This is a genomic window from Siminovitchia sp. FSL W7-1587 (genome assembly GCF_037963795.1).
GTDB lineage: Bacteria > Bacillota > Bacilli > Bacillales > Bacillaceae_C > Siminovitchia > Siminovitchia thermophila.
In genome coordinates this window covers 1,796,669-1,811,886 of sequence record NZ_CP150169.1, presented here as the reverse complement: position 1 = coordinate 1,811,886, position 15,218 = coordinate 1,796,669, and the positions used below count along the sequence as shown (strand labels likewise).

Below are 15,218 nucleotides of genomic sequence, written 5' to 3'. Positions count from 1 at the left end.
CAGCTCCTCCCTTTTATTTAACAAGGCTGCCCGCCAGTTGTTGGAGCGCAGTTTGCCGCTCCTTCCATGTCATCGGTGTTTCGCTTGGAATTTCAATCATATCGATCGCGCCGTCAACTGGGCAGACGATCTGGCAAAGATTACAGCCGACACAATCCTCTTCGCGAACTTCTAGATACTTGCTTCCCTCTTTAGATGTAAGCATATCAATGCATTGATGGGATGTATCTTCACACGCGATATGGCACTTATTGCAATTAATACATATTTCTGTATGAATTCGGGCAACAATTTTGTAGTTAAGATCAAGGTCGCCCCAATCTGAATACTTGTGCACAGATTTGCCGATTAAGTCGTTTACAGAAGCTAACCCTTTATAATCCAGGTAGTTATTCAGGCCATCAATCATATCTTCAACAATCCTGAAACCGTGGTGCATGGCTGCGGTACAAACTTGCACACTTCCTGCCCCCATGAGCATGAACTCGACTGCGTCCCGCCAATTCGAAACTCCGCCAATTCCGCAAATTGGCACGACATTGATTTCCGGACTGCGTGCACATTCTGCTACCATATTTAATGCAATGGGTTTAACAGCAGGCCCGCAATATCCTCCATGTGCACCTTTTCCCGCTACATGAGGAATCGTATTCCACGTATCCAGGTCAACACCGGCCAAACTATTAATCGTATTGATCATGCTGATAGCATCCGCTCCGCCTTGAACGGCAGCATACGCGGTAGCAGTAACATCGGTAATGTTGGGAGTTAACTTAACGATTACGGGTGTTTGTGCAACTTCTTTTACCCAATGCGTTTGCTTTTCAACAAGTTCAGGCACTTGGCCGGAAGCTGAGCCCATACCACGTTCAGCCATACCGTGAGGACATCCAAAGTTCAATTCCAGACCATCCACACCTACCGCCTCAACTTTTTTAACAATTTCATGCCATTTTTCCTGTTGAGGCTCGACCATCAGAGAAACCATTAACGCATGATTGGGATATTTCTTTTTTGTTTCTTCAATTTCCTTTAAATTCACTTCCAATGGACGGTCTGTAATTAACTCAATGTTGTTAAAACCGGCTACTCTTTGCCCATTAAAATGTATAGCTCCAAAACGGGATGATGTATTAATAATCGGGTCTCCCAGCGTTTTCCAAACGGCACCGCCCCAACCGGCTTCAAAAGCCCTTTGCACTTGATATCCAGTGTTCGTTGGGGGGGCAGAGGCCAACCAAAAAGGGTTTGGTGCTTTAATACCGGCAAAATGAATAGTTAAGTCAGCCATGTTGATTCCTCCTTAATAGTAAAATCACGCACTTACCGTTTCTTTGTCTCCGATTAGCTGCTTGTAAATGGAATAGGCTGTTTCCTTGCCTTGCTGCGCCGCAGCAACAACCATCGCTTCCCCTTGGTTATCCCCAAAAATAACGTCACCTGCAGCAAATATGTTTGGATTGGATGTTTGCAGCGTCTCAGGGTTTACTTTTACGGTTCCGTTGTTGTGTTCAAGCCCGAGTTGTTCAATTAATTGAATATAACGTGATTGTCCTATTGCCTTGATAACCACATCGACTTCCATCGTGAATTCTGTTCCTTCAACCGGTGTCGGGCGGCGGCGTCCATCTTCATCCGGTTCACCCAGCTCCATTTTTATACAATCAAGTGCATTTACTTTTCCTTCATTGTCTTTCATCACTCTCACTGGCTGTGTTAGCCATCTAAATTCAACTTTATCAAGCTTTGCAAATTCATATTCAAATTCATAAGCAGTCATTTCGGCCTCTGTCCGGCGGTAGAGAATTTTTACATCGCTGGCACCGAGGCGTACTGAACATGTTGCTGCGTCAATAGCCGTGTTTCCGGCACCAATAACCGCTACTTTTTTTCCGATGAATGATTCATCTAATGGAGGTGTTTTTGTCGACTCCACAAATTCAATCGCATCCAGCATTCCAACCGCATCTTCACCTTCGATGCCCAGCATTGGAACCGCGGACATGCCAATTGCCAGAACGACCGCGTCGTAACCGCTTACAATTTCTTCGGCTGAAATGTCACGGCCAACCATCGTATTCGTTCGGATCTCTACCCCAAGCTTTTCCACCTGCTCAACTTCCCAAAGAGAGACCTCTTGCGGCAATCTGAATGAAACAATTCCATACGTGTCCAATCCGCCTGCTTTATCTTTTGCTTCAAAAACGGTTACCCTGAAACCGAGGCGGGCCAATTCCCGGGCAGCCGACAAACCTGCCGGTCCTCCACCGATCACTGCGACAGTTTTTCCGTTATCTTTACCTGCTTCAAATAGCTCCGCTTTATTTTTGATTGCCCAGTTTGTCGCATGCCTTTGCAAATTCCCAATCATAATCGGCAGGGACAGTTCATTTACAACACAGGCCCCTTCGCACAACTCCTCAACGGGACAAACCCGTGAACAACTTGCCCCGACCGGGTTTGACTCCATAATCACCCGGGCCGATCCCCTTAAATTTCCTGATGCAATCTTTTTTATGAACGACGGAATATCAATACCTGTCGGACAAGCCTGAATACAAGGAGCATCATAGCAATAAAGGCATCTGTTTGCTTCATCAATCGCCTCTTTTTCTGTTAAGTCCGGCTCTATTTCCTTAAAATTTTGAGCCAAATCCGTCAGTGAAATTGCTTGTGTTTTTATACGATTAAAATTCATCTTCGCGCCCTCCCAACTTGTTTGTGTGATTCAATACAACCGTTCCACATTCAGTACAGTAATGAAATCTGGAAGCTATGCCGCGTCCAGCTTCTCATTCCAAATCGGCGAACGAATGATCTTTTTCGGTGTATTTCGGTTTGAAATCGTCTATCCATTTCACATCCAATTGAGTAATCGTAAAACCGATCCTTTTTCTTTAAGGTCACCGCCGGATATTTGAATTGAGCAAATATTATTTATATTAATATTATTGAATCAATAATCACTTGTCAATATCATTGATTGCATACTTTTAATATTTTATAATGAAATGTAATTCTTTATGTTTTTACTTTTTGTTGAATGGAGTTATACTTTTAAAAAAATGAAAGTTTTTTCTTTTCTGTAATAAAATAGCAATGCAAAGTATACAGCAAATTCTTTATTTAATAGGGATCATTGTCATGTCAAGGGAGCAGTGACTAGCTTGAAAAGAAAAGAATTAGAAAATGAAATAAACTCGATTGAAAAAAAAATGATCGAATATAAAAATACTTTGTCCGATTTGAGGAAGGAATTGGACATACTTATCGAACAGGAGAAAAAAAGAAGAAATTACATTTCTTCGAGTGAAATCGTTGATTTCATTTTTAAACATACAGGAAAAAAGATAAATATGTCTACGATAAAAAGATGGGCAGACGAAGGATATTTAGGCGAGATTGTGGAAGAAAAAGACAAGTTTTGGGCCCTGGAACGGAAACAGGGAAAAAAGCGCTTTTTATATCCAGTCATTGATGTGTATCACTTTTTATATGAAAAGGGGTATCTTTCCCCGAAATATGAAGTGTTGGATCGGGTGCAAATCACCATACCTGACGGCGAATCTTTTATAGGAATAGTAATAGATTGGGAGCTAAAGCAAGCAAAGTTTCTTTACATGGTTCAAAAAGAAGGTTCTTTAGAGAAATTTACCATGATCAGCGAGGAATATATGAAAAAAATTGAATAGGAGAGGAGAGATTCAAGGTTGAGGGTAAAAATAAAAATGAAAAACACGCTGGAAAATCAACAGATTGGCCGGAAAATCAGGTATGCCAACCGAGAAATATCGAATTCAGTTGAGATCAATTTCGAAAAAGATTTATCAGAATTTCATATTGAAGGAAAGTTTATTTGGATTCCGAAGAAAACCTGGTTTTCAAATAAAATGCTGATTGAAGGACAGGCAAAAGAAAAAGGGGATGGAATTGAAATTAAACCAAAGGAAAGAGGAAAAACAATTAACTTGCACCTTGATGCCGACCTCGTTTCCGAACTTAATGAGATTAGAAAGCATGTTTTAGGCAAAACCCAACACGACCTGGTTTTGGAATTTTTTAAAAAAGGAATGGACCAATACAATAAAGAAAAAAACAATTCTATTAATTAAAAAATGACCTGCACTTCTGGATTTTGGGCAAAAGCTTTAGAAGTGCAGTAAAAAGTTTATACTCCAAGGCTCCGTGTCGCCGACTATGAAATCATTGACAAAACCGTTTCCAAAAGAACATTTGCACCTTTTTCACAATCTTCCCACTTCGTCAGCTCGGATTCAACGTGGCTTTTGCCATTAATACTCGGCACAAAAACCATCGCAGATGGAATGTAGCTTTGTAAAAACTGGGCATCATGACCAGCCCCGCTTACCATTCTTTTATAAGAATATCCCAGTTCCCTGGCCGATTGTTCGAATAAGCGGCATAACTCTTTATCGAACCATACTGTGTCTCTTTCCCATAGTTTATTGACCCTTGCCTCGCAGCCTTCCTGTAAAACGCCCTCTGACTTAGGAAGCTGATGAATGACCTGTTCAACCTTGTTGATTACCTCTCTATCGGTATGTCTTGCCTCCAGTGAAAAAACAACTTGATTGGGGATCACCGTATGAATATTAGGAGCTACATTCACTCTTCCCATCGTATAAACGAGCTGATCATCAATATCGCCGAGTTTATTCCGAATTTCCGAAATGACATTATTTGCTGCGAAAAGAGCATCCTGTCTCATCCCCATCGGAGTTGTTCCGGCATGGTTAGATTCTCCCCTTACTTCAATATCATAGCAAACCATACCCAGGACACAATCAATAACACCGATTGAAAGCTGCTCTCTTTCCAAAATCGGGCCTTGTTCAATATGCAATTCTAAAAATGCGGTCGCTTCTTTTAACCTGTTTTCTTCAGACCCTGCATATCCTATGGAGCCGAGAGCCTCTCCAAATGTAATACCGTCCGTATCCGTACTCTTAAACATGGCTTCCTTATTGAACTTTCCTGAGAGAACCCCTGATGACATCAAGGATGGCTCAAATCTGGCACCTTCCTCATTCGTCACATTCATCACAGTAATCGGAATATTCGGCTTTATGTTATTGTCTACTAATGTGCTAACAACCTCTAATCCTGCCACTACGCCTAAAATCCCATCAAAGCGTCCGCCTTTTTTTACTGTATCCATATGGGAGCCAATGACAATTGGCGGTTTGTTTTCAATACCTTCAAGAGTACCATACATATTTCCTATATCATCAACCTTTACAGTTAAGCCAAGCTCTTCAAAACAAGAGCGAAGGTAATCTCTTGCCAGCCGATCCTCTTCAGTTAATGCCAGCCGTGTTACTCCATTATTTTTTGTACGGCCAAAATCAGCAAACTTTTCCAAAGCGTTTTTTAGTCTTTCCCCATTGATTTTCATTTTTTGTTTGTTCATAATTGCAGCCTCCCAGTAAAATATTTTTTGTTTAAATATTATTAATAATATGAAATATCAATATTCATTTCATTATTGCACAAAATATTTTCAATTCCCATCTCTTTTTCCAATTTAAAAAAGGCATTCGGAAAATCGTGTGGAAAGATGAAAGGATACCGAAGTGGTTCCCACTTTTTCATGTATTGACATTTCACTTCATCCTCATCTGGTCAAACTGAACTGGCGGGCATGAATCCATTGAAATACTCATCATGAACCTTGAAAAGATCCTCCGGGATCCCTTTTTGCCGTTTTTTCGTCGGCTCATCCACCGGTTGTTTTCCTCTCTTAACTTCCGAAAGGTAATTTTTGCTTAGGATATAAGTTGTTCAGTAAGCCCTATTTAAGTGCCGTAGGCCGTTTGGCCATTAAGTTGAGGTAGGGCTGCCATTTCATTGATTTTCTATATTGGCCATAAAGTCGGGAATGATTGACTATCACCTGATTTTCATCATTTAAAACGTCAACCTTGTTATAAGAAATCTTGACCAGGACCTTGTTAAGAGCGTACCTTGGTGAAGTTGAGTACAGGTTAAGATCCACCTTCACATAGCCATACTTATCGGCTTTTAAAGTTTCATATTTGACGCATTCATACTCTTTTGCCGGCAAAAGAAGGAACGCTGCTTTATCCTCCTCAAATAACTCTGAAATCGCCTGGTTCTTTAAACAAATGTTATAATAAACTTTAAAAATATTTTTAGGGGATTTGTCATATGCATCGAAAACGCAGAATTCCAAAGGTGAAGTATAGCTTGAAAATAAAAATGATCATATTAATCAGTTTGTTGATCATTGGAATTTGCATTATTTTTTCGATATTTCTTCATAAATTTATTATAAATGTGATAGAGGATCAAATAGGAGAACGAGCCATTGGTTTAGCCCATAGTGTAGCAAATATCCCTGAAATCAAAGAAGCACTACAATTGGAAGATCCTTCATTAGCGATTCAAGAAATCGTTTCGCCAATACAAAAGGAATCGGGTGCTGAGTTCATCGTTGTCGGGAATACAGAAGGAATTAGATACTCGCATCCCGATACTAGCAAACTCGGGAAAAAAATGGTGGGCGGGGATAATGATAGAGCATTGTTTCACGGGGAATCTTATGTATCGAAAAAAAACGGATCACTTGGTCTATCTATTCGCGGGAAGGTACCCATCTATTCAGAAGGAAAAATTATTGGAATCGTGTCGGTTGGTTTTCTTAACGATAGTGTCCAAAAAATGATCAAAAATCAAAGCCAAACATTGTGGTTTACACTTGGTAATATTATGCTTTTAGGTATTTTAGGAGCTAGTTTGATTTCCTATTATATTAAAAGCTTATTGCATCATATGGAGCCGGAGGAAATATCCCATTTATATTTACAAAACGAAGCAATTTTACAGTCGACACATGAAGGGATCATCGCTGTGGACAACCAAGGGATGATTACAGCCATGAATTTGGCGGCAAAAGACATTCTTTTTTCCAAAAAGAAGCAGAAAGAAATAAATTATCTGGGGACATCAATCAAAGAGATTACCCCCTCATTATATAAAAGTGCTTTATTTAAACAAAAGGATCGTTACTATGACAGGGAAATGGTTCTCGGGAAAAATATCGCCCTTGTTAATCAAACTCCGATATACAGCGAAAATGTTTTTACCGGAGTTGTTTATACTTTCCGTAAAAAAACGGAATTGGAAAAAATGACGGCGGAGTTAGTACGAATCAAGCAATATGCTAATACGCAGCGCGCCCTGACACATGAATACTTTAACAAACTTCATATCATTCTGGGATTGATACAGAACGATAGAAAGATAGACGCAATTGATTTTATAAAGAAAGAAAGCAATATGCAACTGAATAGATTGAACCTTTTGAAAGAAAAGGTTTCTGATCCATTAATACATGCATTATTGCAAGGGAAATTTAATCAAGCAAATGAACTGGGTATTATGATGACGATTCATCCAGATAGCCACCTGGAATACGAGTTTTCTGAGAAAAAGCAGGATGCCATACTAACCGCACTGGGTAATGTAATTGAAAATGCATTTGATGCGGTAAAAACTAAAGGTGAAAGTGAGCGTAAGGTTTCCATCTTTTTTACTGATATAGGAGACGATTGTATTTTTGAAATTGAAGACGCTGGCATTGGTGTACCGCAAGAAAATATGTCCCGGATTTTTCAGCAAGGATATTCAACCAAGAAAGGTTTCAATCGAGGAACAGGCTTGGCTCTCACTAAATTCGCGCTGAATGAAGCCGGCGGTGCCATTGTTTTGGAAGAAGGCGAACTTGGAGGGGCCTGTTTCGTCATCATCATACCAAAAGATTAGAGGAGAGAAGGATGAAGAAAACATATTCGGTACTCATTATTGAGGATGATTTTAGAGTGGCGGAAATTAATCGTCAATATGTTGAAAAAGTAGCAGGGTTTGATGTTCAAAAGGTTGTAAAAAGTGGAAACGAGGCATTGCAATATCTTGAAAACTGTCAAAACATGCCCGATTTGCTATTGCTGGATCTATATATTCCAGATGTTGAGGGTTTTGAGCTATTTTGGCAAATTCGCCATGAATATCAAGAGGTAGATATGGTAGTCGTAAGTGCCGAAAAAGATACATCGGCTATACAAGAAACATTGCGCGGTGGAATTTTTGATTTTATCGTGAAGCCTGTGGACGATGCCCGATTTGCACAAACTTTATATAAGTACAAAAAATATAGAAATTATATGCAGTCTAAAAAAGAGCTTGAACAAGCAGATATTGACTATCTGACGGGTTTTCGCCGTTTATTGGATTCACATAGTCCAGATCGGCAGCTTCCAAAAGGCATAGATTCGATTACTTTAGGCAAAATTAATCAATTATTAAACGATAAGATGGCTGTGGGAGTGGGAGTAACAGCTGTAGAATTGAGCAAATTATTAGGAATAAGCCGTTCGACAGCACGCCGTTACTTGGAATATTTAGTTTCTATAAAAAAGGTAAAAACAAAGCTCAACTACGGAACTGTCGGCAGGCCAGAACGTCAATACACTCGTTGTGAAGCTTATGAACAAAATTACCAAAATGATAATTATTTGTTTTATGAGTAGAACATTTACCCTTTCCTTATTCCGTGATAATTTTTTACTAACAAAAAAATAGCACCAAATGAAAACGCATCCAGATAAAGGAAGTTAGTGAACTACGGAAAGGGGAATATCAATTGAGTCTTAGTTTAATCGGTCTTATTACGATTTTAGTCATTGTCGCTTTACTAATCAGTGGAAGAGTCACCCCAATTGTTGCTATGGTTATACCCCCTATTCTCGGCGCGTTGGCTGCGGGGTTTAGTATGGGAAAAATTGGCGGCTTTTTTGAAAGTGGTGTCGGGTCTGTTATGAATGTTGCCATAATGTTTATCTTTGCGATTATTTTCTTTGGAATTTTGCAAGATGTAGGACTCTTTGACCCGCTCATTAATAAAATGGTCGTTATTTCACGCGGAAATGTAATTACAGTGAGTGTTGGAACCGTTTTAATTGCAGCGATTGCACAATTGGATGGATCGGGTGCTTCTACCTTTTTAATAACAATTCCGGCACTTTTGCCGCTGTATAAACGATTGAAAATGAATCCATATTTGCTTCTTCTGCTAGTTGGAGGGAGCGCAAGCATTATGAATATGCTTCCTTGGGCGGGGCCATTAGGAAGAACGGCTTCTGTCTTGAAGATGGATGTAACAGAATTATGGAGACCCCTGATTCCAATACAAATGATTGGATTAATATTGATGATTGTCTTAGCGGTTTTTCTAGGAATAAGAGAAAAGAGAAGAATTATTGCGAACTATGGAGCATTGGAAATGGCAGCAGCACTGGATGCTTCGGTAGAAGATCATCACGAGGCTGCCCATTCTACAAGAGATGATTCTTTAAATCGCCCTAAATTAATTTGGGTAAACTCGCTTTTAGCATTAGCCGTTATTGGAGTACTCGTTGCAGGGATTATCCCGGCAGGTTTAGCTTTCATGATTGGTGTAAGTATCGCATTGCCCATTAACTTTAGAAAGGTTAATGATCAGATGGAGAGATTGCGTGCCCATGCACCCAATGCACTTACTATGGCCTCGATCATTTTGGCTGCAGGACTGTTCTTAGGAATATTGAATGGAGCAGGGATGTTAGATGCAATTGCAAATGATGTTGTAAAGGTACTGCCTGAAACCGTTATCCCTTATTTGCATATAATCATTGGGGTATTAGGTGTACCGTTCGATTTAGTATTAAGTACAGATGCCTATTACTTCGCATTGTTTCCTGTTGTTGATCAAATTGCTGCAAGTGTTGGCGTATCCTCTTTATCTACAGCGTATGCAATGATTATTGGAAACATAGTTGGTACTTTTGTCAGCCCATTGGCGCCGGCAGTTTGGCTGGCACTCGGATTGGCAGGATTGGAAATGGGAAAACACCTGCGCTATTCCCTATTCTGGATGTGGGGACTAAGCATCATCTTAGTCATGATCGCTCTAATTATTGGTGTCATTTGAAGCAGCGGAACGGTTTTCCTTTCCAGGAGATTTCCTGCTACCTGAGGAAAAAACGAGAATTCCTCCTTCTTATGGGAGGGATTTTTTTGTATGTGAATTACTTGACCAAAGAGTCCATCAAATTGAAAAGACAGGGTTTTAAAGTCGCTGCCATCGCGAGAAAATGTAATCTGTCCAGGACAACAGTCTATGAATATCTTGATATGGATATTAAAGAGGCTTGCAGGTGGACGGAAGAACTGAAGGATACTTGAATATGATGAAAGAAACAAAACAACATGAGAGTTACTGTTGCTGTGAAACCAATGCCACCTTTCTATATTATTGGATAAGCCTTTACAAACTTTGCAATCTATACTGGCAAAAATAATCTATCAAAAGTAAACTGCTGAATATTCGGCAGTTTTTGCATTATTCATATATAAAATTTATAATATTAGATAAAGTTGAATCTTTCTGTAAAGACTTTAAAATGTGGTTTTTTCATTTGTTTTAAGAAAAGTGTTGCGTAGGCATGAAACTTGCTAGTGCTTTTATAGCTGTTCTTCACATAGAGTCAACAGGTTATTGTAAACGACACGACCTACAACTTGAAATATGGGAGGGAACTTAATGAAGTGAGTGAAATCATCATAAGAGGAGTGATTCAGGCTTGAGAAAAGTACCGTTTAAAAAAATGCATGGTTGCGGCAATGATTTTATTGTGATTGATAATCGGGAATCTGTAATGAAAAGTTTTGAGCTTTCTCATTTTGTCAAGTCCGTTTGCACCAGGAGGTTCCATATTGGTGCGGATGGCCTCATGTTATTGGAAAAATCTACCTCAGCAGATTTTAAAATGAGATATTTCAACTCAGACGGCAGTGAAGGGGAGATGTGCGGAAACGGAGCACGCTGTATCGTGAAATATGCCTATTTAATGGGAATAGGCGGGGATATCATGACTTTTGAAACGTTGAATGGTATTTACGAAGGAAGAATACTTAATGAGAATGTCCATATTAAATTTCCGCCCATACCGATTCAGGGTTTCGATCTCCATCAACCTTTTCCTTCGGATGAAAGCGTTTTCTATCATTTTGCTTGGGTAGGCGTACCACATACAGTATTTGTTGAAAGGAATATTGATCTAAAACAGGATCAATATTTTATTCAGTGGGCCAGGGCAATCAGATACAATCCAGCCATCTGTAAAAGTGGAACGAATGTAAACTTAATTGAAATATGTGGTGAAAATCAAATCAAGATTAGAACGTATGAACGTGGAGTGGAAGATGAGACATTGGCCTGTGGTTCTGGTGCGACCGCTTCGGCCATTATTTCAGGTTTGTTGAGCAATGTATCTTCTCCTGTGAAAGTTCATACCAAGGGAGGCATTTTGACGATTACCTTTCGAATCACAGAAGACTATGTTCAAGATATATTTTTGAAGGGAAATGCGGTTCTTGTTGCTGAGGGAGAACTTCTGTCAGAAGCATCAGTCAGCGTATAAAGTGGAAAGGGAGAGGATGGTTAAGATATGTATTTACACGGGACATCTAAGATTCATAAACAGGGTGATGTAGAGATCGGCGGTTGTTTGTAATAGAATTGACGAAACAATACGGCCGTCAAAAAAGGTGGGGATATTTGAATGTTATTATCAAAAATACCGAGAAGATGTTATACGCGAGTACAAACACCCATTGAAAAGTTAAATCGGCTTACTCATTTATTAAATGGGCCTAATATTTTCATTAAAAGAGATGATTTGTTGGGACTGACCGGAGGCGGTAATAAAACAAGAAAATTAGAGTTTTTAATGGCGGATGCAATTGCAAAGGGAGCAGACACGATTGTAACATGTGGTGCGCTTCAATCGAACCATTGCCGTCTAACATTGGCTGCAGCAGTGAAAGAGGGATTAAAATGCCAGCTTGTATTAGAAGAAGGGGTTGCAACAACATATGACCCAAATGCGAATGGAAATAACCTCCTATATAAATTGCTTGGAGCAGAAGAGATGATAGTCGTAAAAAATGGTTCAGATTTGAATGACGAGATGCAGGCAGTAAGTGAGAAACTGATTGCTTCAGGAAGAACTCCCTACGTCATTCCTGTCGGTGGATCAAATGAGTTGGGTACTGTAGGTTATGTTGCTTGTTCACAGGAAATCCTCCAACAATCATTTGAACAAGGGCTCACGATTGACCATATTGTTGTGGCAAGTGGAAGCGGTGGAACACAAGCAGGATTAATTGTTGGGTTACATGGAAACAATGCCCCCATTAAGGTAACAGGGATCAATGTTTCCAGATCAAATGAATTACAGATCCCTAAAATCTATCAACTAGTTCAGGAGACAGCCAAGTTTCTAAATGTTTCATGTGACCTTCCCATCGAAAGGGTGCAATGCAACGATCAGTTTGTTGGCGGAGGTTACACGATTCCAACTGAAGGCATGATTGAAGCAGTACAAATGCTGGCACGTACAGAAGGAATCCTATTAGATCCCGTTTACACTGGGAAAGTAATGGCAGGACTGATTGAATTGGTCCGAAATGAAACTTTCAAGAAGGGTGAAAATGTACTGTTTATACATACAGGCGGTTCTCCTTCCCTATACGCAAACCATACATTATTCAATGAAGATTTATTTGTTTTGCAGGGTTGACGTATACAGCGGAGAGAAAATGTATTTGGATTGTGGATTAAATGATAAAAAGTGTTGAAAGAACGGCTAAACATATGAGGGCTGGTGCAGTTTTGTTGGATTCAGAATATTATATATGTTCGATTAAGTGGAGATATAACGATTAAATGGCTAAAGCAAACATGTAAAATTGACAAGGGTGGCAGAAAAGAGAAGGGATATTACCACTGGAATAAAGTGAAACTTCATTCAGTAGGGCTCCTACAGAATGTTAGTTGAACAAATCGGGCATTTATGTGCCGTTATCTTCCACTTAGACCTTTTGTATTCACTCAAGATTTTGAAGTGGTGTATATGGCACCTTGCATGCGGGATAAATATTAATTCGAATGGAATAGAAGCTAACAAACATAGGGGGTAACGACTTTGGGAAAAAAATTAAAAGCCTATCGTTTTCCATTAATTCTTCTTTCTGCAATTATTATCGGCTCCATTATCGGACTGATTTTTGGTGAAAAGGCTGGTGTCATTCGGCCACTTGGAGACTTGTTTATCAATCTACTTTTCATGGTCGTTGTTCCACTTGTTTTCTTTTCCATTTCATCGGCTGTAGCCAACATGGATAGCATGCGCCGGCTTGGTAAAATCATGGGATGGATGATAACCATTTTCGTCGTTACTGGTATTATTGCGTCGGTAACGATGCTTGCTGCAACGGTCATTTTTCCGATGGGATCTGGTGTGGATATCCCTTTGGAAACTCCGGAAAACGTAGAAACGGTTACACTTTCAGAACAACTTGTAAACACTTTCACAGTTCCGGATTTTGTTAACTTGTTTTCCCGTCAACACATGCTGGCTCTCATTGTGTTTTCTGTTCTTATTGGAATCGCAACAGGGTTAACCGGTGAAGTTGGCAAACCGTTTGCCAGATTTCTTGAAAGTGGATCTGAAATATTTATGAAGGTCATTCAACTCATTATGTATTATGCACCCATCGGTTTAGGAGCTTATTTCGCTACGCTGATAGGAGATATGGGCGCGGAGTTGATTGGCGATTACGCTCAAGCATTCCTCCTTTATTATCCGGTTGCCATTCTTTACTTTGCTATTGGATTTACACTTTATGCATTTATTGCAGGAGGAAAAAAGGGGGTTACCCGTTTTTGGAAAAATATCCTTACACCAGCAGCAACGGCATTGGGAACTGGAAGCAGTTTTGCCACATTACCTGTAAACTTACAAGCCGCTAAAAACATAGGCGTTCCGAAAGATATCCGGGAAACCGTATTACCTCTTGGAGCAACCATTCATATGGATGGATCCTGTCTTTCAGCAATACTTAAAATTGCTTTTGTTTTTGGTGTGTTCAACATGGACTATAGCGGAATAGATACGTTTCTAACAGCTATTGGTATAGCCTTATTGTCCGGTGTTGTCATGAGTGGGATTCCTGGCGGAGGCTTTATTGGAGAAATGGTTATTGTTACTCTCTATGGCTTGCCAATCCAAGCATTGCCAATTATTTCAGCCATCGGTGTCGTCGTAGATCCGCCAGCGACAATGGTCAATGCTACTGGGGATACAGTCGCAAGTATGCTCGTTTCAAGACAATTAGAAGGAAAAGATTGGATGGACCAAGTAAACGTTGAAGAACCACAACAGCATAGTTTAACCGTATGAGGAAGAAAAAAAGATAATAAAATAAAGGCTGATAAAGCTTCAGCCAATGCAAAATCTTATGTGAGTGAATGATAATAAATATACACTTTCAACCATGAAAAGCAGGAAAAAAGAAACACTACATTTTGAAGTGACTCCAAAAAGGTAGGCATCATATTTTCTTAAGCAACCTCCAAAGTCTGAACTCGGTATTCTACCGGGCTCAGACCTTTTAATGTTTCATGCGGATTTATAGCCTGGAAGATACTCTATGATAGTTTCAATAAATACTTGTATAATGGGAATTTTACCATTTCCTTTTATTTGAACTACGTTTATATGATTGACCCCCAAAAAGGCAGATTTAAAAGTAGTTGGGTTTGCAGGGAGTATACCGATAAGGAAAGAAACCATGAGGAAAGTTTTTGGATTTTCAAAGGTGATGAGCACGGACCTGATCATTGAATGAAACAAAGAAGAATATGTTTTTCAAGTAGCAAGTGAAAATGAAGCTGAAATGGCATTGGCCTGGCAAAAAGACTTTAAAAACAGATAGTAATTGAATCGATTCCTTCCGTCCTTGCAATTTCAAACGCCGCATCTATGATCTGTTCTTTCGTAAACTTTGTTTTTGGCGCCACCTGTTCACTCACCTCTAATCAAACATTTAATGAATATCATTTGTTCTATATCAGATATTATATATCGAGTGATTTGCATGTCAACAACTTTTTTGAAAAATGTGCTCGCGAAACGGATATGTCGGTAATAAAAGTAGATTGTAGAAAATCTATAGGAGGTCATTGCGTAAGAGCCAGTGTTATTTTTTAAAAGTAAGGTATGCCTGCTCATTTAAATATTTTCCACGGACACGCTCATAAAACCAATGTGTCCTCCTTTGGGATCCATCGTGTG

General features: G+C 39.5%; 12 protein-coding genes and 1 pseudogene. 9 read left to right on the top strand and 4 right to left on the bottom strand.

The window, feature by feature from the left end; translation table 11 throughout:
* Positions 1-13: 13 nt before the first annotated feature.
* Complete coding sequence (gene preA / locus NST31_RS08390) at positions 14-1,291, bottom strand: NAD-dependent dihydropyrimidine dehydrogenase subunit PreA (protein ID WP_339164991.1); 1,278 nt, start codon at positions 1,289-1,291, stop codon at positions 14-16.
* A gap of 24 nt (positions 1,292-1,315) precedes the next feature.
* Complete coding sequence (locus NST31_RS08385) at positions 1,316-2,698, bottom strand: NAD(P)-dependent oxidoreductase (protein WP_339164990.1); 1,383 nt, start codon at positions 2,696-2,698, stop codon at positions 1,316-1,318.
* A gap of 469 nt (positions 2,699-3,167) precedes the next feature.
* Between NST31_RS08385 and NST31_RS08380 the strand changes: the two genes are divergently transcribed.
* Both NST31_RS08380 and NST31_RS08375 read left to right on the top strand, forming a co-directional pair.
* Positions 3,168-3,692 (top strand): hypothetical protein, encoded by a 525-nt coding sequence (locus NST31_RS08380; RefSeq protein WP_339164989.1) that lies wholly within the window; start codon positions 3,168-3,170, stop codon positions 3,690-3,692.
* 18 nt (positions 3,693-3,710) lie between these two features.
* Entirely contained in the window at positions 3,711-4,112 is a 402-nt protein-coding gene (locus NST31_RS08375) for a hypothetical protein (RefSeq protein WP_339164988.1), read from the top strand.
* An 83-nt stretch (positions 4,113-4,195) separates the two neighbouring features.
* Here the strand turns inward: NST31_RS08375 and NST31_RS08370 are convergent, their stop codons facing one another.
* On the bottom strand, positions 4,196-5,431 hold the full coding sequence (locus NST31_RS08370; RefSeq protein WP_339164987.1) for a Zn-dependent hydrolase: 1,236 nt from the start codon (positions 5,429-5,431) through the stop codon (positions 4,196-4,198).
* Positions 5,432-6,189: 758 nt separating this feature from the next.
* On the opposite strand from NST31_RS08370, the gene NST31_RS08365 reads away from it, so the two are divergent.
* From NST31_RS08365 to NST31_RS08335, 7 genes are all read left to right on the top strand, one after another.
* Positions 6,190-7,806, top strand: a complete 1,617-nt coding sequence (locus NST31_RS08365) for a sensor histidine kinase (RefSeq protein ID WP_339164986.1) — start codon at positions 6,190-6,192, stop codon at positions 7,804-7,806.
* 11 nt (positions 7,807-7,817) lie between these two features.
* Positions 7,818-8,570: a response regulator gene (locus NST31_RS08360; protein WP_339164985.1), complete on the top strand. Its 753-nt coding sequence runs from the start codon at positions 7,818-7,820 to the stop codon at positions 8,568-8,570.
* Positions 8,571-8,683: 113 nt separating this feature from the next.
* On the top strand, positions 8,684-10,009 hold the full coding sequence (locus NST31_RS08355; RefSeq protein WP_339164984.1) for a citrate:proton symporter: 1,326 nt from the start codon (positions 8,684-8,686) through the stop codon (positions 10,007-10,009).
* Positions 10,010-10,095: 86 nt separating this feature from the next.
* The gene (locus NST31_RS08350) at positions 10,096-10,263 is read left to right on the top strand and encodes a helix-turn-helix domain-containing protein (protein ID WP_339164983.1); all 168 of its coding nucleotides are present in this window, start codon (positions 10,096-10,098) and stop codon (positions 10,261-10,263) included.
* Between the two features lie 398 nt (positions 10,264-10,661).
* A complete protein-coding gene (gene dapF, locus NST31_RS08345; protein WP_339164982.1) occupies positions 10,662-11,501 on the top strand; it encodes a diaminopimelate epimerase in 840 nt (279 codons plus the stop codon).
* 141 nt (positions 11,502-11,642) lie between these two features.
* The gene (locus NST31_RS08340; RefSeq protein ID WP_339164980.1) at positions 11,643-12,662 is read left to right on the top strand and encodes a D-cysteine desulfhydrase; all 1,020 of its coding nucleotides are present in this window, start codon (positions 11,643-11,645) and stop codon (positions 12,660-12,662) included.
* Positions 12,663-13,067: 405 nt separating this feature from the next.
* Positions 13,068-14,324, top strand: coding sequence for a dicarboxylate/amino acid:cation symporter (locus NST31_RS08335; protein ID WP_339164979.1), 1,257 nt, complete (start codon positions 13,068-13,070; stop codon positions 14,322-14,324).
* A 536-nt stretch (positions 14,325-14,860) separates the two neighbouring features.
* Here NST31_RS08335 and NST31_RS08330 read toward each other — a convergent pair.
* A pseudogene (locus NST31_RS08330) lies at positions 14,861-14,944 on the bottom strand (TetR/AcrR family transcriptional regulator); the annotation flags it as partial.
* Between the last annotated feature and the right edge of the window lie 274 nt (positions 14,945-15,218).

Coding starts and splice junctions, on each gene's coding strand:
- preA (WP_339164991.1), bottom strand. CDS start 1,291: ATGGCTGACTTAACTATTCATTTTGCCGGTATTAAAGCACCAAACCCT.
- NST31_RS08385 (WP_339164990.1), bottom strand. CDS start 2,698: ATGAATTTTAATCGTATAAAAACACAAGCAATTTCACTGACGGATTTG.
- NST31_RS08370 (WP_339164987.1), bottom strand. CDS start 5,431: ATGAACAAACAAAAAATGAAAATCAATGGGGAAAGACTAAAAAACGCT.
- NST31_RS08365 (WP_339164986.1), top strand. CDS start 6,190: ATGCATCGAAAACGCAGAATTCCAAAGGTGAAGTATAGCTTGAAAATA.
- NST31_RS08360 (WP_339164985.1), top strand. CDS start 7,818: ATGAAGAAAACATATTCGGTACTCATTATTGAGGATGATTTTAGAGTG.
- NST31_RS08340 (WP_339164980.1), top strand. CDS start 11,643: ATGTTATTATCAAAAATACCGAGAAGATGTTATACGCGAGTACAAACA.